We start from the raw sequence: 22,973 nt of genomic DNA, 5'->3' as shown, positions 1-22,973 counted from the left end.
GGCGAGGTCCTCGCTGAAGATGGAATTTCTCACGCTCGCCTTCTGGAATACCTCGACATGGACAGCCCCAACTTCAAGATGCCTGACCTCGATACCTTCTGTCTGTTGGACGGGCTCGGACTGACCGCAACCGGGCAGGACGTCACCGCCTCTCACGGGGTCATTACATATCGGGGAATCGACCCGGACGAGTTCTGCCGTGAATGCGGTGTGGAAGGTGTCCCGCGAGGGACAGTCGTCCGCCGGCTTGCGTACTTGCGAGTGGGGTGGCGGCCGACCATCCTCCATGCGCGTGTGCGCACGTACCGGTGCATTGAGTGCCGTCACGTGTGGCGCCAAGATATGACTCAGGCAGCCTCCGCGTAGCTCTCCCTACTGGCGGTCCTGTGGGCGCTGAAACAGTCGTGATCGCCTGGGTCTTCCAGAACCCGGATCGCTGAGAACCGGGCAGCCTCGTGGAATACGGTCAATACTGCCGTTCGGGAAGCAGGTAGGTAGCTGCTCATCGCTGACCCCACCCGGTTCGATGGGGTCCGCGTCATCAGGGTCGATCAGCACGTGTGGCGACACCGCCCGCGTGGGGAGCAGTACGTGACGGTGATCATCGATCTGATGCCGATCCGTAATGGGACGGACCTGTCCGGGCTGCTGGACATGGAGTCAGGCGATCGAAGAAGGTGTTCAAGTCCTGTTTCGACGCGCAGACACCTGCGCTTCGGCAGGGCCTCGAGGGAGAAGCGCTGGACGGGTTCACGAGCTCTATAGGACCGCAACCACGGAAGTGCTGCCCGATGCCATGGCGGTGATGGATCCGTTCCACATCGTCGTGCTTGCCGGTACCGGGTTAGACCGATGCCGGCATCGTATGCAGCAGGAGACGCTGGGGCACCGTGGATGGGCCGGGGACTAGTTGTACGGGGTTCGGCGTGTGCTGCGTACGGGTGCGGACATGTTGAGCCAAAGGCAGTTCGAGAAGTTGCCGCGAGTGTTCCATGCAGACGAGCATGCGTAGGTGAGCGCAAGGTGAGTGATGTATCAGCGCATCGTCGCGGCGTACCAGGCATCGGACCCCGCGAAAGGTGCAAGCGGGCACGGAAGCGGTCATCGAGACACTCGGTGCCGGGGTCGTTGAAGGAGCCTGATCGCCCTGGGACGAATGTTGAAGCGCAGGGCCGCGGACGTGCTGGCACACTCCGAGCGGCCTGGAACGAGTAAAGGACCAACGGAGGCGATCAATGGCAGGCTCGGACATTTGTGAGGGACCGCCCTGGGGTTTTCACTTCATCACTAGAGCCCTGCTCGATTGCGGAGGCTTCAGACCGCTACTACACCATCCTTTACGACGAGTCGGATATGGGCCAAAAATATCTGGATTCCTGGCACCGCGACCTCCGGCGCTGGAGACAACGCTGGAGGAGTCGACGCAGGTGATACAGAAGGACTTGCAGTTGCGCAGTGAGGTGCTGTAGAAGAACAGTTTAATGGCACAAGTTTCATGAAGTATTCGTTCGCACTATCAGGTGAACTAACGTATGATGCGAAGCGGCCTCATAGCAGAAGCAAGGTTACCAGTAACGTCAAAAGCGCGAGCTTTCGCGGAGCGCTAGGTTGTTCAGTTGGTTCTTCAGTGAAGCCGAAAACTAGTCGAGCGCTTTACGAAGGGACTGACGGATGAGTGCTAGAGAAGTGGGATGGTACAGATGGGACTGCGACGAGGCCACGCGGGCTGCATCAATCGGGTTTGAAATAGAAGAAGATGAATATCCGTACTTTATTGTTCACTGGAACGGTGAGGAGTGGGATATCTTCGAGTTGGAGAATTATTCGTGTTTGCCTTTGGGTTGCACCTCGGCGTCTCTAGCCGTTGGAGGCCACTTTTCCGACGAGGCTTTACTCGCCCTAATGACTCTCTCCGCGGCCGATAACATGCCAGAGTATACTTTGCTTGATTATCTATTGCACTTTCCGTCAACTTACGAATCGATCACTGTCGGTCCGGCATTTGATCGGGCGCATCTAGATCGATGGCTTGACTTCGAAAAGAACGGGAATCTAAAACGTCCTGATTTGCGGTTCGCGGAACTCGGCATACCCAAATACTCGCCGTATATGTGGGCGAGCGATCTCCCGGTCGCTGAGTCGACTCGTTTGGATGTGGATCATTTGTGGATCGATTCTGATGATGAGGTGCTCCAGACGGTTGGGGTGATAGGCATCCGTTTGAACGATGTGATGGATACGGGGGTGCGGGAGTCAACACCAGGGGACGATGCTACTTGGGAGTACATGGTTTACGCAGAGCTTCATAACAGGCGTCGAGACGATGCAGTGTTTCCAACATATAGTCAATTCACTTCTGCGGAATCCTTTGTGCTCTCGAATCTTATTTATGACCAGCTTCAAGTCAAGCCTTTACCGCTACGCGATTTGACGGCTAGTGAGCACAGAGTTCTACAGCGTGATCTTCTCGTGATTCACCGTCCAGATGTCGAGTCGTTGCATCTTGCCCGTGATCAGGATTTCCGAAACGATGTCTTTGACCGAATGGTTTCGGCATATGGGGAACCAAAGATGATTTCGCTTGTGGTGGATGACGACCCCAGGCTCAACGTGTTTAGTCATGATGCCGCGGAGCGTCGATTTGCTCATATCGGCCCAACGTTCCCTGACCGGCGACTTGTCAAAACGTTTGAGGAGGCAGAGCTCTACAGTGCTGAAGTGATGCATGCGTTAGGGTTCCGTAATGTTTCGATAACGCCGCCTGGCTCAGACGAGGGTATCGATGTGATCTCAGACGAGGCGATTGCGCAAGTCAAAATGGAAGGCGTCAAAACCTCTCGGGAAAAGTTGCAGAGGTTGACAGGAGTTTGTTCCGTGTATGGAAAGCGCGCTGTGTTTTTTTCACTGTCGGGATACACCATGCAAGCGCTTGAGTGGGCGGAAAAGACTGGAATGGCGTGCTTTGAGTTTGCTTTTGATGGGTCCATTGTTCCTGGATCTGCTTATGCTATTGAGCTTGCTGAGCGTGGAGTGTGCCGGACTTCATGAAAAAAGGGTAGGTGCAGCTGATTTCTGGAGGTGACAGTATGCGTGTTGCCTTCGAAGCTCGCTGGAATATTCGTATTTCCAAGGGTTGGGATTGTAAGCGTCATTGCGCCGATTTGAGCTATGGTGGCTCGTCGGAAAATAGGGCGTAGCAGGGGCCAGAACTTTCCGGGATCCAGTAGCGCTCTGGCGATGTAGTTAGCGAGACTCTTGGTCTCCAGGGCTGTCCCTGGCTAGTGCCCGTTCCGGCCGTTGATAGCATCTGTTGGTCAACTACTTATTCCGTGCTGCTCGAAGTGAGGTAGCAAATCACTTTCTCGGAGTATCAGTGTCTGGCCCGGGGCGGCCAACTCTGTCAACGGTCCTGGAGCCTTGCCTCTGACTGCGCCGATGACAGCTTATATCCGGGCGTTCCCGGTTGCCGTCTCCTGCTTCCGCTTCGAGGTCACGATCCGTTGATATGAGTCCTATGCCACTTCGACCTGCGCCTGCTGGTCTGTGTGGAAGAGCTTCTATTGCGTCTTGAACGGATTCCCGCTCGACGAATCCGTACTCGTGCGCAGCGCACGTTGAATCCTATACGGCCAGGCCTCTGGCCGACTCAATTGAATCGGCAAGCCGCTTCCGCAGTTGCGTTTTCTTAAACCCAAGCGCGGCTAACTCCCGCTGGGATGCTCCGCGTCTGCTAAATAAGGGGAAGTTGCTCATCACCATCACCTCGTCGCTCCGAGGGATACAGCCGGTATGCAGATCGAAGCAAGTCTTAAACACGCTTTTTGACCTACGTGGCGCGGTGTCCAAGAAGCGGGGAGTGCCTGCCGCATCGCAAACCGTAGTCGGATCGGTGATTGCCGTGACGGTAGGTGCTTGAGGGTTGATGCCGGTTTGCGACCACGGGTGCGTGTGCAAAACAAGAGTTATAAATATGGCTCCCAGCGATGCAGCTTGTTTGAAAACTATTCCATCTCAAGGAGGAACCCATTCACGTGCACCCAGCAGTCTTCTGTTGCCTCGCTTGAGCAGTGTAGGATGTAAGAGTTCGCCGCGTCGATAGCGGCTAGTGCTTCATCGTAAGTGTCCTGGTACAGCGGCTTCGGTTTCCTTGCGGGGGCCCCAACATACCCTTCCATGTCGTCCCTTGTGAGAGCTGCGAGGTCAATTTCGGCATCGATTGTAGTGTGAAATCCGGCGCTGGTAACGTCCAGGCAACTGGCTTTTCGATCCATGATATCGTCGCTGGTGAACTCGGAGTCGTGCCAGGTGGAAAGCCAATCAGTTACGTAACTCTTGACGGGAGCGACGCCGCCTGCAAACTCCTCGACGGTGGCGCGATCAGAGCAAGCAGACAATAGAGTGAGAGCAGCCGCAGAGGCGATGATCCCCATCAAATTGCGTGACATACTCTGATAGTACACGGTTAGAGGAAATGTATGCGGTGACATGCCTGTATTCACGCGAATGGCGGTCAGGCTGGAAGTATGCATGTTCACTGCAATGAATAGTTGACCAGGGTGAAGTCGAGTTGACGATGTTGAAGACTGTGTAAAGTCCGTCATCGTGATGGCCGTACAGGTCGCTTCGGCGTCTAGATATCTCTTATTTCGCGCTGATCGGCGGGGCGGTCGCCGGCGGTAAAGTAGGCCGCGGATCCGTGTTACGACGTTGTGATTTTGATTCGCATCTGAAGTTGTCGCTTTCACTTGAGCGGCCCCTGAGATCTTCGCGAAAGGTGTGCGGGTGAAGCGATTGCTTTGTTTTGCTTTGCGTGCGACTCAGTAGTCGCTTTAAGCTGAGTTGGGTTCCCGAAAAGGTGTGCGGAGAACGGAGCATCTATTTTATCGAGTGCACTTTGCAATACCTTGTCGGTGGTAACTAGCGAAATGCCGCGAAGTGCAGGGCCTGTTGTCGGCTGCCGACATTGAACCGGTGGTTACCCCACCAAACCCTTTGCAGGACAGTTCAAAGCGTCTGCGCACGACTTCCAGGCGGGTCCGGTGACGTATGTGTACTTCTGAACGATAGTCTCGCCTCGCATCCGTCGTGGGCACGTTAGACCAGCATTTTTGCATCGGACGTGGAGGGTCGGCTGGAAGCGACCGCGGTCGGGGTGCTTGCTACGGCGTTGATTGCCCCGATTGTTTTGATGTCGCCAGTGAGCAGGAACGGCACTGGGAGTGTGGTGAGCCGGGGGCGAAGTGGCGCGGAGGTGACTGGGCCAGGGAAATAGGAGATGTACATGCACCGGTGAGTGCGGTAGGACTGCTGGCGTACCTTGCGGAGGTGGCAGACGACTACAGCGACGTGACAGCGCACGAAGCGGCGCTCGTGGCGACGATGCACCAGTCGAAGGGACTGCAGTGGCCGGTGGTGGTGACTGGGATCCCGCAGGCGCGTGGCTGGGGACACCGCGCGGTGAGCGTCCAGAAGGCGGAGTCGTTCGACGTGATGCATCCGCTTGGAGGGAGGTCGATCCGATTCCTGCCGCGGGTGCTGGACGGATACGCCGATCTACGGGAGCGGTTGGATGCGAGCGCGGTGGTGAGTGCGGGGAAGGAAGCGGAAAGCAGAGAGTCGGCGCGTCTGTACTACGTGGGGCTTACGCGGGCGGAGCTCTACAGCGTCATGGCATTCGCGACTCCTGATGGGGAGGGGAACGCGCTGGGCGAGGCGGTGCGCGGTGATGCCCCGGTGGTGGAGTGGGATGACGCGGCGGTGGGGAACTCGGAGGCAGAGTTGCGGGTGAACGACCTGCGCGCGGATGGGTCTGTTGGGACGAATCTGCCGGTGATGATGCGGAAGAGTGTGATCGCTGCGGAGCCGAAGGTGGTGGAGCAGACGGCTGTGGTGTCGCCGTATGCGTTCACGGATGTACCGCTGCGTAGACCGGCGGTGCGTGAGGAGTTCGTACCGGCACGGTTGACAGCGAGCAGTGCTGCGTCGGAGGGTATCGACGCTGACATTCGTGTGGCGGCGACGTTGGGCGAGCCGTTGGTTGCGCGCGGTGTCGTGGATTGGGACATCGTCGGTGATGCGGTGCACTCGTATCTGGGGATCCCTCATCACGTGATGCCCGAGGAGATGGCACGCGAGGCGGCGGGGCGGATCATTGATCGGTGGGCCGTGGGCGATGTTCTGCAGCCAGAGGTGCTCTATGAGGCGGGTAAGCGGTGGGCTCGCTGGGTGGAGGAGACGTACCCGGGTTCGAAGATCCTCACCGAGCAGCCGATCACGTGGCGAAACGACCTCCATCAGGTGATGGAGGGGTGGATCGACACCCGGATCATGCTGGCTGATGGTGGGCATGTGCTGGTCGATCACAAGACGTACCCAGGCAAGGATGCTGTGGATCATGTGCGAGAGAACTACGTGGGGCAGCTAGCAGCGTATGCCGAGGCTTTGGAGGCGACGACGGGGGAGCGGCCACGGGAGATGCTGGTGCACTTGCCGTTGCGGGGTGACGTGATAGGGGTAGGAATAGGCCCGTCGACGGAAAAATGACAGAGAGGTCAGGCATATGTCGATTATTGAAGCGGTTAGAAGAGTCAGCGACGAGCAAGCACGTGTGTGGGCGGAGACTTATTACGGGCGCGGCGCTGGCCAGACGCCGTATACAGGTGCATATTTCGAACAGGTTGGAACGGGTACTGCTGATCCGAATACGATCAATTCCTCTGACCTATACGCCGCTTCGTGTCTTGCCGTTCACATTCCAGCTCCAGCCGGTGTAGGGCTCCTGTTTGCGTACGCGGAAGATATCCGTACGCTTCTATCGCAAGTGCCGTCGTGCGACTTACGAGAGATAACCGAAACCGAATATGAAGATACGCTTGGGCTCCAATCGCCTGCGCAGAAGCTCTGGGAGTTGTTGCGTGCCGCACATCGCGACCGCTGGGGCGTCGGACCGACACGGGCAAGCAAGATTTTCGCGCGCAAGCGGCCACATTTGATTCCCATTGAAGACTCGGTCGTGAACAGAGTCATTGGCCTCGGTCGAGCTGATTCGTGGCGAGTCTGGTGGGAGGCTTTCCAGGAGGACGGCGACTACCTGGAAGAGCGTGCCGAGACGGTTCGTGTTGCTGCGAGCCGACCGAACCTCTCATCGCTGCGAGCACTGGACGTCATGCTCTGGATGTCTGGCAGGGAGAGCGAGGGCTGATTTGGCTCTGCCGACTGAGATTAGACGTTCCGCGAGTTGTACTTCGTTGCTGAGCCCGTGACGGTTCAGGCTGGAACTATGTCTTCAGTGTTCGGATGGGTAGCGACGGATGCAGAGCAGCGCCGTCGCATGATGGAAATCGTGGACCAGTTCCGTGATTCGACGACGGTCGATGACTTAGGGCTCGGCGGAATTCGCGATGCTTTTTCTGACACGCTGTTTCCCGGCACATCTACACTGCACACGCGCATTCGCTATGCACTGTTCGTCCCGTGGACGATGCAGTTAGCGAGTGAGCGCAACGCAACAGTGTCAGAGATGTCTGCGGCCTTCACGCGTAGCGAGTTCCAGCTGACGCAGTCTCTCCTGAACGGTGGGGAGGCCGAAGGAGTCATCGGCCGAGTAGCGGGTTCGGACCTCAAACGCACGGCCTCCACCGTCTACTGGGGCATGCTCTCCACATGGGGTGTTTTCGAGCGAGGCTTCACCGTGAGGGAGTACTTCGAACGCTGCCTGCTGAGGCGGGAGCAACGGCGTGTCCTTCCACGTGCAGACGATCCTGAGGCTGCACTTGATCTCACCCCGACTGGGTTGCACGAAGGACTCCCCGCGGCGCCACCGGACTTTCTGAGCGCTGCCGATTTCACCTTGAGGCCAGAAGACGCGCAGTTCTTACGGGAGGCGATTACTCATCGTGCTCCTGGTTCGTTCCTTGCACACTTGGTGGAAAATCAGCCGACATCGTGGACCGACTTGAATAGTGCTCCGGACTCCTTCGCTTCGCCGGAGATCGCAGTCGACCTCCCACCGGACCTGCGGGGTCTCGTGACCCGTGCGAAGAAGTATGCGATCGCCGTCCATGGCGCCAGTCTTGTGTACAACCTCGTCCTCGCTCGACGAACAGGCCGCTACATCGACGATGAAACAACGTACGAAGGTCACTACATCGACTGGATTCGCGAGTGGTTCGATGAGGCGCAGGCAGAAGGGACGCCCACCGCAGAAGAGCAGAATCAAATCTGGCTCATGGTGACAGCCACCGGCCGGGCATTGTCCCGATCCACCATGACGTTTGTGCGGGACTGGATCGCATCGGTCGACGCTGCAACCACTGCCGACCAGCTCATCAAATCGGCTGACGTCAACCAGCGAATCGTATCGCGAGAGCGAGAGAAGAAGGGGGCACGCGCTCGTCTCGCCGCTGGCAACCGGCGAGCACTTGACGCGTGGTCGGGTGCCGCTGGAACAGGCCGCAACAACTTCCGCTGGAATTACGTGGTCCAGCATCTGCAGGATCTCTACGACGTGAGGGGAACTGACTGATGCTCAGCCCTGATGATCAGGTGCTCCTGACCGACGCGTTGCGCCCGCCACCCGACTTCGATATCGACCACGCCGTTGCCACGACCTACTCTTTGACCCTCGAATCGATTCTCGTCGCACCGATGTCATTCGCCATGGCAAGTGCTGATGACATCGGAACCGCGATCGCTAACGACCCGATCACGACTCTGGACGCGGTACAGCGTCACATCGACCGCACGACTGTCTTCGTTCAGGCCGGCGGAATCCATATCCCGGTTTCCCACAGTCGGATCTTTGCATTCCTCGAAGACAGCGTTGTCGAAGTGGACTCACCAGACCAGGAAGGTAGTTTCCACCCCAAAATGTGGGCCGTCCGCTATGTGAACGATGACAACGAGTTCTATCACCGGGTCATCGTGACAAGCCGAAACCTCACACAAGACACTTCATGGGACACCGTCCTGGTACTCGAAGAGGCTTCCGATGGTGTGATCGACGCAGCTCCCGCCGCAGATTTCATCAGAACGCTTCCAGAGATGAGCATCAGACCCGCTTCTGCCAAGCGTCGGCACGCAGTCGACGACCTTGCGAGAACGCTGTCTGCTATTCGGCTGTCTGCTCCGCCACCATTCACCCGAGGAGAACTCGTTCCGATGGGATTGGGGGAGGCTTCATGGTCCTTCCCCCAGTCTGCGGTGCGAACCCTCGTCATCAGCCCGTTCCTAGCCGCAACTCAACTGGAAGTCGCGCGTGCCGCTGCCCCCGACGCGATGTTGATCTCTCGCGCGGACTCCATGAACGAGCTTGGTCGGAAAGGTTTGGCATCCTGGGACACTTTCGTCTTGCACACAGCAGTTGATCAACCCGACGACGAAGACACGGAACCCGACATGGATAGCTCGCGCGGGGCTGCGCCGTGGGCGTTTGAGACCGGTCTTCACGCGAAAACTGCGATCATTGACGGTCAGGAAGGCGAATCGCTGACAGTGACCGGGAGCGCGAACTTCACTCAATCTGCCTGGACACGGAATGTGGAGTTCAATGTTGTTCTGCATGGCCCCACACGTACCACTGGAGTCGACGAGGTATTGAGCGCTGGAGACGGTCCCGTAGGGCTGTCGTCCATCATCGAGCCATACTCACCGGAGCGGTGGGATCCCGAAACCGACGCTGAACGTGCCATTCGATATCAGATAGAAAATTTCCACCGGCGGCTCGCGCGCAGCAAGCCGGCACTCAACCTATCGATCATCGACCAGGACTCAGTGACTGCTCGGCTCGTGCTGGAGCCGCCGGACGACGAGCTGTCCGAGACGACACAGGTGTGGCTCTATACAGTCGACACGGACGTGCGCAACTTGCGAAGCGATCACCCATGGACCGTCGCACCGGCCAGCATCACCACGTTCCTCGCAGTCGAGACGACCGCTACGTACGGCGCGGGGACCATCACCCGCCGATGCGTGATCACCTGTGAGCTGACAGGTGATGCCGTAGACCGACGGAAGGCTGCATTGGCGGCAATTCTCTCCAATCCTGCCAGCGTGCTGAGGTACCTAGCCTTGCTGCTGGGACTCGACCCGGTCACGGCTCCAGTAGCGTCCGAGGTGAAGGGAGACACTGATTCCTCACTGTCGCTCATGCTGAATGACGATTCACTGCCCGATGGTGGGCTGCCGCCCGTCGTGCTGTTCGAACCACTCATGCATGCGACTCGGCAGCCTCGCGAACTCGCAAAGATCGCGCATCAGATAGACGAGCTCCGCAGCATCCCGGACGCAGACGAAAAGATCCCGCCCGAGTTCTTGATGATGTGGGACGTTGTGCTCGAGTCAGTTTCTCCAGGGGGCTTGGCATGAGTGAAGAGCGCCTCGACGTCGATGCGGTCCTCGCGGGACTGAAACCGTTCCAGCGCGCGACGGTAGACCACGTGTACGCGCGCCTGTGGGGTGACGATGATGCAGTGAATCGTTTCCTCGTCGCAGACGAGGTGGGCTTGGGGAAGACAATGGTCGCGAAGGGGGTCGCCGCGCGTGCGATCGACCATCTCTGGGTCGACTCAGAACGCTCCGGCAAACCGATCACGATCGTGTACATCTGCTCCAATCATCAGATCGCACGGCAGAATCTTGCGCGCCTGGCTCAGCTCACAGACGGCGACGTGCAGGCAAACGCTGACCGGCTCACCATGCTTCCGCGAACCATGGGAAGCTCGCGAGAGCACCGGGTGCAGGTCATTGCCTTCACGCCGGGAACATCCCTGAATTTTGGAACCGGCGCTGGAACGGTGTCTGAACGGGTCCTCCTGCACCGCATGCTTGCCGGCGCTTTTCCCGCAATCGACTTCACACGGAGATCCTGGTCGACGTACCTCGCGGGACGAGCCGCCGTCGAGAGGTTCGACGACGAACTCTCGTGGTCGCAGAAACAGGAACAGGTACCAGCGGACATCCTTACGTCTTTTAGGGCACACCTTGAAGATGAAAGAGGGTCCGACGGGAACCCCTTCCTCGAGGAGTTGTTCGACCACCAAGCGAGGTGGGCTCGTACTCCCCATCGGACGGAAGAGCTGCGCCGCTCTCGGTACCCGGTCATCGCTCGCATGCGCGTGGCTATGGCGAATGCGGCTCTTGAACGTCTTCAGCCTGATCTGGTGATCCTCGATGAGTTTCAACGCTTCAAAGACCTGTTCGCGGACGACGAATCTCTTGTCATCCCTCAGGCCCAGAAGCTGGCTCAACGAGTGATTAATGGCGAAGGAGCGAAGACTCTCGTCCTCTCGGCGACTCCATACAAGATGTACACGTTGCCCGACGAGGCCGACGGCGACGACCACTATCGGGACTTCACTGACACCGTGTCCTTCTTAGCCGGACGAGAGAAGGCACAGGAGATCACCCGGTCGTTGAGCCTCATGAGGAAGGGAATCCTCGTAGGCAGTGACGAGGGGGTGGAACGAGCAGAACGGGCTCGGGCGGATGCGGAGCAAGCTCTGCGTTCCGTCATGTCCCGAACAGAACGTCTTGCCGCCACTGCGGACAGGGACGGGATGCTAGAAGAGAAGGAGTTCGGCGACCTCGCCCTCACACCTTCTGATGTCAGAGGATGGCGCGCGCTCGACGATATCTCGCATGCGATCGGGGCCGGGGGAGCTTTCGAATACTGGCGTTCCGGACCCTATACACACAACATGATGGACGCGACCGGTTACCAGACACACGAGAAGTTCCTCAGCGGCCTGGACGCCGACAACGAAGAACTGCTTAGCGCTCTCCGAAACCACAGGGAATCACTGCTGCCGTGGTCGTCGATCCGCAACTATAAACGCGTCGACCCTGCGAATCCGAAACTCCGTGCGTTGATCGGTGACCTCACGTCGAGTGGAGCATGGAAGTTGGCATGGATCAGCCCGTCGCTTCCGTACTTTGAACCAGGGGGCGTATACGCGAGCCCTGAAGCGCAGCGCTTCACAAAGAAACTGATCTTTTCGGCCTGGAATGTCGTTCCGAAGACAATCGCGTCGCTTGTGAGTTATGAGATGGAACGACTCGCAGTCACTGCGTCACCCTCAGAGTCACAGAGGGGGCGCGCATACGACGATCGCTCAGTTTCCGCGCCATTGAGGTTCGGGTGGGATGCGGATCGCGATCTCCCCCGGAATCTACCGAACCTTGGCGTCGTCTACCCGTCTCCCACTCTTGCTCGCGTAGGTGACCCGCTGGCGGTGGCGCAAGAAGTTGGACATGAGCTTCCACTGGATCTTGAAGCGTACGGGCAACACGTGGAAGCGCGGATAACAGCAATGCTGAATGAAGCCGGCATTCACCCGCAACCGGGGGCCGAGGGGCTTCGTCGCCGCTGGTACGGTGTCGCACCTTTCCTCCTTGATCGCGCTGCAGCAGCCGGTGAGGGGTGGGACGCAGACGTTCCCCAGGACGCCTGGACTGATGGCGATGGGGGAATACGGCTGTCCGATCATGCCCAGTGGGCTCTGAATCCGCTCCTCGAGGAAATGGGTCCGCCACCGGAGGACCTCGCTACCGTACTCACAGTGGTCGCGGCTGCGGCACCTGGGGTCTGCGCACTGCGTGCGGTGACGCGAATGACAGAGGGCTCCAACGCGCTCTACGACGCAGAGGTTCGGAAGCACGCCCTTCACGCCGCTCTCGGCTTGCGCAATCTTTTCAACCGACCCACCATGACAGCCATCGTTCGCGGTGCGACGGGCGACTCGAGTGAAGACGCTGACTCATATTGGAGGCAGGTCCTTCGGTACTGCTTCGAGGGAAACCTCCAGGCCGTTCTGGACGAATACGCCCACATGCTCGGAGGTGCAGAACCGAGTGGCACCTCCGCAGCTGACCAGGCCGACAATCTGGCGGACCAGATCCACCGGTCCGCCTCCACACGAACCGCTCAGAACAGCGTCCTCGACGTGCGTGTGAGACGTAGTCGGGCCACCGTCGAAACACACCCTGTGAACTCGCATATCGCGGCACGCTTCGGACGCGTTCCATCGAGCGAGGGTGCGTCGGATCGTGAAGCAACTGTGCGCGAAGGTTTCAATTCGCCGTTCTGGCCGTTTGTCCTCGCGAGCACTTCTGTCGGTCAGGAGGGCCTCGACTTCCATACATACAGCCATGCCGTCGTTCATTGGAACCTCCCGTCCAACCCCGTGGACCTCGAACAGCGGGAAGGTCGTGTCCACCGGTACAAAGGTCATGCTGTGCGCAAGAACATCGCCGCCGAATACGCGCAGCATGCGCTCGGAGAACCGGTAGGCGACCCGTGGCACCGAATGTTCTTGGAAGCTGAGGACGCACGACCCGACGGAGACTCCCTACTCGACCCCTACTGGGTGAAGAGTGGGGAAGCAAAGATCGAACGATACGTGCCTGCAATGCCGTTGAGCAGAGAAAGCCGTCACTACCGCTCGCTGGTGCGGACTGTCGGCGCGTACAGATTCGTCATGGGACAGCCACGGCAGGAAGAACTCATTCGATTCCTGGGCTCTCACAGTGCGAATCTGAGGATCGATCTGTCACCACCGGGTCCAACCGGTGCTCGTAGTTCGAGCGGTGAAAGCGAACCAGAAGGGACTGCCGCTCGATGACACGACGCTGACTACGTGATCCAGTGGGTCGCGTTCTTCGTTCGTCAGCGTGGGTCGGCCGGAGACACGATCGATTCGAGGGGCGACGTCGGCAGTGCAATCCAGCCTTCGACCTGAGCTGCGTCCTGAAGCTCATGTGGCGGCGGCGAGGTATGACCGCGGGCATGAGCTCCCGCAACGAGTGCAGAGACAACGGCGTCGAAAGCGTCGTCGGAGCGCTCTAGGACGACCCTCTGGTCGGGAGTGATCTCCAACCTCGGTGCCGCTGACAAGAGGTTGTCGAGCGCCTCAATCCGCTTGCTCGCATGCCTCTTGTACCCGGCAACCGGGATGTCCCAGCACCGCAGTGCCGCTGCTGGATAGACCTCGACCAGCCGGCCACTGCCGGAGCGGTCGACGTCCTCACCCGCGAGGGAGAACGCGGAGAGCAGCTCCGCACAGCGCATCGCCGTGAGACCAAGGCGGTCGGTCGCCACACTCAGAGGCCACCGGCCAGTGATGTCGCGGACGAACCGATCGGTGTGCCGGTACGACAGCTGCCGTCGCCAGTCCTTGCCTGTGAGAGATCGTGGGGGTAGCCGCCCAGAGGCGTGCTCAGTAAGGAAGTCGACGAACTCGACCGGCCACCCGAACGCGCAGTCGATGCCCACCGCTGTCGCGCCGCGTGAGGCGTCGACGATAGGAGAGTCGTCGATTCCGACCTGTACTCGTACCAGGCCTGCTGATGTGCCCGTCCAGTCGATTCGCGCAAGCGCAGTCCCCTCTGGGCCCGCTGCAAGGTCGACTCCAATAGTGAACACACCTCACACCATACGAGGTGTGAAGTCTTCGGGTCTGTTCTGCTTTCTGGGCACCGGGCGTTCTGTGAAAGACGCTCTCTTAAGCCCCGCAGAGTCTTTCTACTTGGCACCCACAACGAGTCCACTGGGCTGTGGCTGGACGGCAAGGCGCACAAGCCAGAGAGCTGAGACCTCCCAGCACATGCGTGAAGCGCCCCGTTGAAAGTTCTCAACGGGACGCTTCACGGTCACTCACGGAAGGCTGGCGGTCAGCCCCAGCCGGGGACGACGAACAGCAGCCACGTGACGATCGGTGCGATGACGACCATGGAGAAGCCCCACACCATGAGCTGCTTGAAGACCCTGTCGCGCTGATCCTCGGGCGAGTTCGCCACGACCAGCGCTCCGGACGTGGAGAACGGGCTCGAATCGACGACGGAGGAGGAGATCGCCAGGGCGATGATGAGCCCGATCTCTCCGATGTCACCGGTGAGCAGGAACGGCACGGCCAGCGGGATGAGCGCTCCCAGGATGCCGGTGGTGGACGCGAACGCGGACACGACTGCGCCGATGAAGCAGATGATGAGCGCGGCGAACAGCGGTGCGCCCAGGTTCGCGACCTGCCCGCCCAGCCAGTCGATGGTGCCCAGGCGCTCCAGCAGCCCCACGTAGGTGACGATGCCGCAGATCAGCAGGACGGTCGGCCACGCGACCTTGCTCACGGCACCCTTGCTCACCTTGGGGGAGAAGAGGGAGATGACCACTGCGATGCAGATAGCGGTGAAGCCCACGTCCTGGTTGAACGGCGGAATGACCGCGACGGCGAGGACGATGAGGCCGATCAGCGTGATGATGCGGTTGCGGTCCAGGCTGGTGACCGCTTCCTCCGCCTCTTCGTCCCTCACCATCGTCGTCTGCACGGACCGGCGTGCGGCGCGGCGCTCCGGGTCGCTGCGCGGGGTGTCCGGCATCTTCGCAGGCCCTGTGCCGCGACCGCCGGTGTCCTCCAGTCCGTGGCCCTTGTCCTTCTTGCCCATGAGGTCACGTCCGCCGAACATCGCGAAGCAGACCAGTGCGAGGACGACGTTGAACGCGAACGACGCGAGGAACAGCAGCACCGGGCTGCCCGGCAGATCATTGCGGACGACGACCTGGTTGGTGATCGTGCCGAAGATGCTCAAGGGGGAGAAGCCGCCGGCGGTGCCGCCGTTGATGACCATGAGGCCCATGAGCAGCGGCCGGATCTCATAGCGCTTCGCAAAGCCCATGCTCATGGGCGCGATGATCGCGATCGCCGCAGGGACCACCGCACCGAATCCGGTGAGGATCGCGGTGACGACGAAGAACACCCAGGGGATGAGCGAGACTCTGCCGCCCACCACCTTCACGAGTTCCTGCACCATCCAGTCGACCGTCCCGTTGTCCTTCGCCAGCGCGAACAGGTACGTGACGCCCACGAGGATGAGGAAGAGATCCGCGGGGAACCCGGACAGCAGTGTGTCGACGTCCTCGCCCAGCACCAGGGTGCCGAACAGGAACGTCGCCATGAGTGCCAGTGCACCCATGTGGACGGAGGTGAACGTGGCGACCACGAACAGCGCCACGAGGACGAGTATTGACGCAATTTCTAGAGACACATTTCGCTCCAATGCGATGTGAGAGTGCATCAAGGAAGGAAAGGGAGGCGCCTGTGCCGCTCTTTCTGGATTTCGGAATGTGAAATCAATCACCAGTCATTGTGAAATCTTGCACGCGGCCCGGGGGTCGCGTCAAGCGTTTCACCCATACTGAAAAACATTGCTTCTCGAACGACTGTTTATTGCTAAAAAGGTATGGCGTTAGTGTGTGTCCACATCTTGTCAGGGGGTTCTTCGTGCCCTGCCGCCTGTGGTAGCGTAAAAATCTGAAAACCCGATGTCGCATCGTGGAATCAGCGGTGATTCTGTGATCGCATTCTTCATCGACCTTCCATCCCGCGGATTCCACGCTTATTCTTCGCGCAACACCCTCGCCTGAAAGGGAAGAAGACAATGACTCACAGCGGACGGCATTTCCTGCAGATTCCCGGCCCCAGCAACGTCCCGGACACGGTGCTGCGCGCCATCTCCATGCCCACTATCGACCACCGGGGACCGGAGTTCCAGGAGCTCTTCTCCCACGTGCTCACCGGCATGGCGGACATCTTCGACACGGCCAATCAGGTCGTCATCTACCCCGCGACGGGCACGGGCGCGTGGGAAGCCGCGCTGGTGAACACACTGAACCCGGGCGATGAGATCCTCTGCTTCGAAACAGGCCACTTCTCCTCGCTGTGGAAGGCGCAGGCGGAGAGGTGGGGGCTCAGGCCCACCGTTATCCCTGGCGACTGGCGCACGGGCGCGGATCCGCAGAAGATCCAGGCGGCACTCGAACAGGACACGGGCCACCGCTTCAAGGCCGTCCTGGTCGTCCACAACGAGACCTCCACCGGCGTCACCAGCCGCATCCCGCAGATCCGTCAGGCGATCGACGCAGCGGGCCATCCTGCACTGCTCATGGTCGACACCATCTCCTCCCTGGGCTCCGTGGACTACCACCACGACGAATGGGGAGTCGACGTCACGGTGTCCGGGTCGCAGAAGGGGCTCATGCTCCCACCGGGCATGTCCTTCAACGCGGTGAGCCAGAAGGCGCTCGATGCACACGCGAAGTCGACGCTGCCCAAGTCTGTGTGGGACTGGACGGAGATGCTCGCCTCCGGCAAGAACGGGCAGACCCCCTACACGCCCAACACGAACCTCCTCTACGGGCTGAAGGAAGCCCTGCGGATCCTCCACGAGGAGGGCCTGGAGAACGTCTTCGCCCGCCATGAGCGCTTCGCGAAGGCGACACGGGCAGCGGTCAACGCGTGGGGCCTCGAGGTGCTCTGCACGAACGAGGCCGAGCACTCACCGGTCCTCACCGCCGTCGTCATGCCGGAAGGCCACGACGCGGATCAGCTGCGTGCACTCATCCTCGAGAAGTTCAACATGTCGCTGGGTGCGGGTCTCTCGAAGCTCAAGGGGAAGGTGTTCCGCATCGGCCACCTGGGCGATCTGAGCGACCTCACGCTCGCCGGCACGCTCGCGGGTGTCCAGATGGGCCTGCAGCTGGCCGGTGTCCCCATCAAGTCCGGCGGTGTCGAAGCCGCCCTCGAGGTCCTCAAGGACTCGTGACCCATGAGCGATTTCATCGCAGACCTCACCGCCAGCATCGAAGGCACTGTCGACACGTCGGAGCGGCGGCTGGCCGAATATGCGGTGGACGCCTCGAACTACCGGGTCGTCCCGCAGGTGGTCGCCTTCCCCAGGACGACCGCGGACGTCACCGCCATCCTCGACGTGTCCCGGGCGCACAAGGTGCCGATCACCTCGCGCGGTGGTGGCACCTCGCAGGCGGGCAACGCGATCGGCACGGGGGTCGTCATCGACTTCTCCCGCCACCTCAACCAGGTGCTGGACATCGACCCGGTCCAGAAGATCGCGCGCGTGCAGCCGGGCGTGCTCATGAGCGACCTGCAGAAGGCGGGCGCCCCGCACGGCCTGCGGTTCGGCCCTGACCCGTCCACGCAGAACCGCGCGACGATCGCCGGGATGATCGGCAACAACTCGTGCGGACCGCACGCCATCTCCTATGGCCGCACCGTCGACAACACGGTCCAGATGGACGTCATCGACGGCACCGGCCGCGCCTTCACGGCAGGTGCCGGACTGGACCCGGTGCCGGGACTGTCCGACATCGCAGCGAAGCACCTGGCGGTGATCCGCACGGAGTTCGGCCGGTTCAGCAGGCAGGCGTCCGCATACGCACTGCAGCACCTGCTGCCGGAGAACAAGCCGAATCTCGCGAAGTTCCTCGTGGGCAGCGAGGGCACGCTCACGACGATCACGGAAGCGGTGGTGTCCCTGGGCGACCTGCCGCAGTCGCCCACCATCCTCGCCCTGGGCTACCCGGACATGTTCCAGGCCGCGGACGCCGTCCCCCGCGTCCTGCCGCACCGCCCGCTGGCGGTCGAGGGCATCGACTCCCGCCTCATGGACATGGTCCGCGCCCACAAGGGCAAGGAGGCGGTCCCGGAGCTGCCCGCAGGATCGGGGTGGCTGCTGATCGAGGTGGGTGGGGCCTCGGCGGAAGAAGCCGTCGCGAACGCGAAGGTGATCGCGGCGGACTCGGGTACCGATTCGTACCGGATCATCCCCGCCGGGCCCGAGGCGTCGACCCTCTGGCGCATCCGCGCGGACGCCGGCGGCCTGGCCGGTCGCACCGCGGCCGGTGACCCGGCGTGGACCGGCTGGGAGGACGCCGCCGTCCCGCCCGAGGTCCTGGGCGACTACCTGCGCGAGCAGGACGACCTCATGAACAGCTACGGGGTGACGGGGCTGCCATACGGTCACTTCGGCGACGGGTGCGTCCACATGCGCACCGACTTCCCCTTCGACCAGCCCGGCGGCACGGAGATCTTCCGCGACTTCCTCATGGACGCGGGCAGACTGGTCGCGCGCTACGGGGGATCGGCCTCCGGCGAGCACGGCGACGGCCGGGCACGGTCCGAGCTGCTGGCCCTCCAGCATTCGCAGGAGGCCGTCGACGCGCTCGAGGAGGTCAAGCGGCTCTTCGACCCGCAGAACCTGCTCAACCCCGGCGTCATCGTCGACCCGCTGCCGCTGGATCAGGACCTGCGCAGGCCGCAGGCGATCTCCATCGGGGCGACCTCCGGCGGGTTCGCGTTCGCCCACGACAAGGGCAGTTTCACGAACGCCGTCCACCGGTGCGTGGGCGTGGGCAAGTGCCGGGCGGACACGTCCGCGGCAGGCGGGTTCATGTGCCCGTCGTACCTGGCGACGAAGGACGAGAAGGACTCCACGCGGGGCCGGGCACGCGTCCTGCAGGAGGTCACCAACGGCGGACTCATCGACGCATTCAACAGCCAGGCCGTCCACGATTCCCTGGACCTGTGCCTCAGTTGCAAGGCGTGCGGCAGCGACTGCCCCGCAGGCGTGGACATGGCCCAGTACAAGGCGGAGGTCCTCCACCGCACCTACAAGGGCAGGGTGCGCCCGATGTCCCACTACTCGCTGGGCTGGCTGCCGCTGTGGGGCAAGCTGCTCACGACGGTGCCGGGTGTGTCTGCGCTTGCGAACGCCGCGCTGTCCTTCAAACCGCTGGCGAAGATCGTGCTGGCAGGCGGCGGGATGGACGCCCGCCGCGGCATGGTCGCGTTCAACACGCAGCGGTTCTCCCGGTGGGCGAAGAAGAACGTCGCCGGCGGGGGAGCGGGTGCTGGTTCTGGCGGTGGCGGTGCTGCTGGCGAGGGTGTTGGCGGTGTTGGTGCTGCGGGCGCCGAGCACCGGGACGAGCTGGTCCGCGGGGAGTACGTGAAGAGCGGCTCCGTGCGCCGTGGCCAGAAGCCGCAGGTGCTGCTGTGGGCGGACTCGTTCTCCGAGTACCTGTCCGACGCGGGCGCCCGCGCGACCGTCGAAGTCCTCGAGCAGGCCGGCTTCGAGGTGCTCCTGCCCCCGTCGCAGGCGTGCTGCGGGCTCACGCTCATCTCCACCGGGCAGCTGGATGCCGCCCGCTGGCGGCTCACGAACACCATGGAGGTGCTGGCGCCGTACGCGCAGAAGGGGATCCCGATCGTCGGGATCGAACCCAGCTGCACCGCGGTGCTGCGCAGCGACCTGGTCGATCTGTTCCCCGACGACATGCGGGCGAAGACGATCGCTGCACGCACCCGCACCGTCGCCGAGGTCCTGGTCGACTCCCAGCTCGACGTCCCGGATCTCACCGGGCGGACGATCGTCGTGCAACCGCACTGCCACCAGTACTCCGTCATGGGGTACGGCGCGGACCGCAAGCTGCTGGAGCGGACGGGCGCGACCGTGCGTGAGCTTGCCGGATGCTGTGGTCTGGCGGGGAACTTCGGGATGGAGGCAGGGCACTACGAGGTGTCCGTCGCCGTCGCGGAGAACGCGCTGCTGCCGGCACTGCGTGACGCGCCGGCGGATTCGATCTACCTGGCGGACGGGTATTCGTGCCGGACCCAGGCGAGCGACCTGGCGAACGTGGAGGGCGTGACCCTGGCACAGCTGCTCACGGGTGTGGCGGCGGTGCCGGGTGAGTTCTCCGCGCGAGCGATGAAGCTGCCGGAGGCGGTTACGGTCTGAGTATGGGCGACGGGCGCGACGGCTGCGACAGGCGGGACGAGTGCGACGGACCCGACGAGCGCGACGGGGACCGGGCGATGGCTCTCTGGTGGGTGCGGGACGACCTGCGGCTCGCCGACAATCCGGCACTCCTCTCCGCTGCCCGTACGGGAACCGTGGTGGCGCTGCACATCGATGAAGAGGTGGCGGGCGCGCGGACGCCGGGTGCGGCGAGCCGGTGGTGGCTGCATCATTCGCTCACAGCACTGGCGGAGGACATCCGGCAGTACGGCGTCCCGCTCGTGCTCGCGGCGGGGGATCCGTGCGTCGTGGTTCCGGAGGTCGTGCAGGAGGTCGAGGCGTCCCACGTCGTGTGGAACCGCCGGTACCACCGGCCGCACCGTGACGTCGACGCTGCACTCATGAGCCGTCTGCGGGAAGACGGTGTCGCCGTCGAGTCGTTCGCCGCATTCCTCCTGCATGAGCCCTGGACGGTGACGAAGGACGACGGCAGCGGGTACAAGGTGTATTCGGCTTTCGCTCGCGCCTGCCGGTCTCGCCCTGAGCCGCGTGAACCGCATCCACGGCCTCGGGAACTGCGGGGACCCGTACAGGCGGGTGAGGCGTCCGCGGGGGACCCCGGCGCGGCGGTCGCGGGCTACCCCGGCACGAGCGTTGCAGGGGACCCCGGAACAACGGTGGAGGGGGATCTCAGCGCGACGGTGGCGGGGCGCCATCTGTCGACGTGGTTCGACGCGGACGGTTTCGCTGATGCGCTGGGTGAGCGCGGGTGGTTGCCGACGGCACCGGATTGGGCGGGCGGTCTCCGGCAGACGTGGACGCCGGGTGAGGCTGCCGCGCGTGCGCGACTTGAGGAGCTTGGGGACGTGCTCGACGGGTACGACCAGAGGCGGGACCGACCCGACCAGAGCGGCACCTCGCTGTTGTCCCCGCGGTTGCGGTTCGGGGAACTGTCGCCGCACGAGGTGTGGCACCGGAACGTGGAATTCGCGAGTGAGGCAATGTCCTCTGGGGACGCGGAGGCATTCCGGGGCGAGCTGCTGTGGCGGGAATTCGCGTGGCATCGGCGAGCAGTGCTCCCGCAGTTGGACAGCGAGAATATCCGGCCCGAATTCGACGACTTCGCATGGGACGACGACCCGCAGGCGCTGCGCGCATGGCAGCGGGGTCGCACCGGGGTGCCGCTTGTCGATGCGGGGATGCGTGAGCTCTGGGAGACGGGGTACATGCACAACCGCGTGCGCATGGTGACCGCATCGTTCCTCGTGAAGAACCTCCTCCAGGACTGGAGGAAGGGCGAGCAGTGGTTCTGGGACACCCTCGTCGACGCGGACGAAGGCGCGAACCCATTCAACTGGCAGTGGGTCGCCGGCAGCGGCGACGACGCGGCGCCGTACTTCCGGATCTTCAACCCGCACCGGCAGGCCGAACGGTTCGATCCCCTCGGCGTGTACGTGGACAGGTGGGTCCCGCGCGAGGAACAGGAGCGTGAGCCGATCGTCGACGTCGCACAGTCCCGCCGTGAGGCACTGGCAGAGTACCGTCGAGTGAAGAACTAGCCGACCAGGACACAGGAGGGGTTGTCATGCGACACCGTACGAGTCCATGGGTCTGGCCGGGGATCACGGCCGCCGCTGTGGCGGTGTCGATCATCGGAGCTTTCATCGGCAGCGGCGCGCTGGGAGGGACCCCGATCGCCGAGGCCGCCGGTGGAGCCTTCTCCGCCGATGGCACGCCCGTGGCTCCCGCCGGTGGTGCCTTCAGCATCTGGAGCGTGATCTACCTGGGGCTGGTGGGCTACGCGATCTGGCAGCTCTTCCCGGCACCTCGGCGATCGGAGCGACAGCGTGCGGTGAGGCCGTGGGCGGTAGCCTCCGCGCTACTCAATGCCGCGTGGATCTGGACGGTGCAGCTGGAGCTGGTCTTCGTCAGCGTGGTCGTCATCATCGCCCTGCTGCTGGTGCTCATCCGGATCCTGCTGCTCATGCAGGCATCGCCTTCGCACGGGTGGGCGGACACCCTGCTGACCGATGGCACTTTCGGCCTCTACCTGGGATGGGTCACCGTTGCGACCATCGCCAACATCGCGGCGTGGATATCCGGATGGATCGCAGAGCCTTTCGCCGGATGGGAGTTCCTGGCGGTGGCAGTCGTCGTTGTGGCCGGTGGCATCGGTGTGGGCATCGCGCTCGCCACACACGGACGGTTGGCGCCTGCACTGACACTGTCGTGGGGGCTGGTGTGGATCGCGGTCGGTCGGGCCAGCGGTGAATTGGAATCCGCGGTCATCGTGTGGGCGGCTGGTATCGCCGCGGTCGCAGTTCTCGTCACGGCGGTGGGTGTTCGCCCCCGTCAGCGGTGACCGGCTCTGCCGCCCGGATCGACGAGGTGTC

General features: G+C 62.0%; 13 protein-coding genes and 1 pseudogene. 11 read left to right on the top strand and 3 right to left on the bottom strand.

Annotated features, from left to right (window positions below; genetic code table 11):
• Positions 1-57 precede the first annotated feature (57 nt).
• Positions 58-1,343: pseudogene (locus JFC09_RS09905) on the top strand (ISL3 family transposase); the annotation flags it as partial.
• A 328-nt stretch (positions 1,344-1,671) separates the two neighbouring features.
• The gene (locus JFC09_RS09900; RefSeq protein ID WP_198393847.1) at positions 1,672-3,048 is read left to right on the top strand and encodes a restriction endonuclease; all 1,377 of its coding nucleotides are present in this window, start codon (positions 1,672-1,674) and stop codon (positions 3,046-3,048) included.
• Between the two features lie 953 nt (positions 3,049-4,001).
• On the opposite strand, the gene JFC09_RS09895 is transcribed toward JFC09_RS09900, so the two are convergent.
• Complete coding sequence (locus JFC09_RS09895) at positions 4,002-4,445, bottom strand: hypothetical protein (RefSeq protein WP_198393846.1); 444 nt, start codon at positions 4,443-4,445, stop codon at positions 4,002-4,004.
• Positions 4,446-5,325: 880 nt separating this feature from the next.
• Here JFC09_RS09895 and JFC09_RS16905 point away from each other — a divergent pair.
• The 5 genes from JFC09_RS16905 to JFC09_RS09870 all read left to right on the top strand — a co-directional run bounded on the left by JFC09_RS16905 (position 5,326) and on the right by JFC09_RS09870 (position 13,619).
• Positions 5,326-6,543, top strand: coding sequence for a PD-(D/E)XK nuclease family protein (locus tag JFC09_RS16905; protein ID WP_198393845.1), 1,218 nt, complete (start codon positions 5,326-5,328; stop codon positions 6,541-6,543).
• A gap of 16 nt (positions 6,544-6,559) precedes the next feature.
• Positions 6,560-7,201: a DUF6308 family protein gene (locus tag JFC09_RS09885; protein ID WP_198393844.1), complete on the top strand. Its 642-nt coding sequence runs from the start codon at positions 6,560-6,562 to the stop codon at positions 7,199-7,201.
• Positions 7,202-7,279: 78 nt separating this feature from the next.
• The gene (locus JFC09_RS09880) at positions 7,280-8,524 is read left to right on the top strand and encodes a DUF6361 family protein (protein WP_198393843.1); all 1,245 of its coding nucleotides are present in this window, start codon (positions 7,280-7,282) and stop codon (positions 8,522-8,524) included.
• Complete coding sequence (locus JFC09_RS09875; protein ID WP_198393842.1) at positions 8,524-10,365, top strand: phospholipase D family protein; 1,842 nt, start codon at positions 8,524-8,526, stop codon at positions 10,363-10,365. The genes JFC09_RS09880 and JFC09_RS09875 overlap by 1 nt, the downstream gene beginning before the upstream one ends.
• Positions 10,362-13,619: a helicase-related protein gene (locus JFC09_RS09870; protein ID WP_198393841.1), complete on the top strand. Its 3,258-nt coding sequence runs from the start codon at positions 10,362-10,364 to the stop codon at positions 13,617-13,619. The genes JFC09_RS09875 and JFC09_RS09870 overlap by 4 nt, the downstream gene beginning before the upstream one ends.
• 44 nt (positions 13,620-13,663) lie before the next feature.
• On the opposite strand, the gene JFC09_RS09865 is transcribed toward JFC09_RS09870, so the two are convergent.
• Together JFC09_RS09865 and JFC09_RS09860 are read right to left on the bottom strand one after the other, a co-directional pair.
• Positions 13,664-14,419: a DUF429 domain-containing protein gene (locus JFC09_RS09865; RefSeq protein ID WP_198393840.1), complete on the bottom strand. Its 756-nt coding sequence runs from the start codon at positions 14,417-14,419 to the stop codon at positions 13,664-13,666.
• Between the two features lie 248 nt (positions 14,420-14,667).
• A complete protein-coding gene (locus JFC09_RS09860) occupies positions 14,668-16,065 on the bottom strand; it encodes an SLC13 family permease (RefSeq protein WP_269770495.1) in 1,398 nt (465 codons plus the stop codon).
• 363 nt (positions 16,066-16,428) lie between these two features.
• On the opposite strand from JFC09_RS09860, the gene JFC09_RS09855 reads away from it, so the two are divergent.
• Genes JFC09_RS09855 through JFC09_RS09840 form a run of 4 tightly spaced genes read left to right on the top strand, consistent with a single transcriptional unit; the run spans position 16,429 to position 22,942 of the window.
• Positions 16,429-17,592: a pyridoxal-phosphate-dependent aminotransferase family protein gene (locus JFC09_RS09855; protein WP_198393838.1), complete on the top strand. Its 1,164-nt coding sequence runs from the start codon at positions 16,429-16,431 to the stop codon at positions 17,590-17,592.
• A gap of 3 nt (positions 17,593-17,595) precedes the next feature.
• Positions 17,596-20,580 carry an FAD-binding and (Fe-S)-binding domain-containing protein gene (locus JFC09_RS09850; RefSeq protein ID WP_198393837.1) on the top strand — a complete coding sequence of 995 codons (2,985 nt, stop codon included), beginning with the start codon at positions 17,596-17,598 and terminating at the stop codon, positions 20,578-20,580.
• 2 nt (positions 20,581-20,582) lie between these two features.
• Complete coding sequence (locus JFC09_RS09845) at positions 20,583-22,139, top strand: cryptochrome/photolyase family protein (RefSeq protein WP_232483391.1); 1,557 nt, start codon at positions 20,583-20,585, stop codon at positions 22,137-22,139.
• A gap of 26 nt (positions 22,140-22,165) precedes the next feature.
• Positions 22,166-22,942 carry a tryptophan-rich sensory protein gene (locus JFC09_RS09840; protein WP_198393836.1) on the top strand — a complete coding sequence of 259 codons (777 nt, stop codon included), beginning with the start codon at positions 22,166-22,168 and terminating at the stop codon, positions 22,940-22,942.
• Positions 22,943-22,973: the final 31 nt, after the last annotated feature.

Source organism: Brevibacterium yomogidense (genome assembly GCF_016107685.1).
Classification (GTDB): domain Bacteria; phylum Actinomycetota; class Actinomycetes; order Actinomycetales; family Brevibacteriaceae; genus Brevibacterium; species Brevibacterium yomogidense.
The sequence above is the reverse complement of the archived record's forward strand: the minus strand, read 5'-3'. Positions and strand labels throughout refer to the sequence as shown.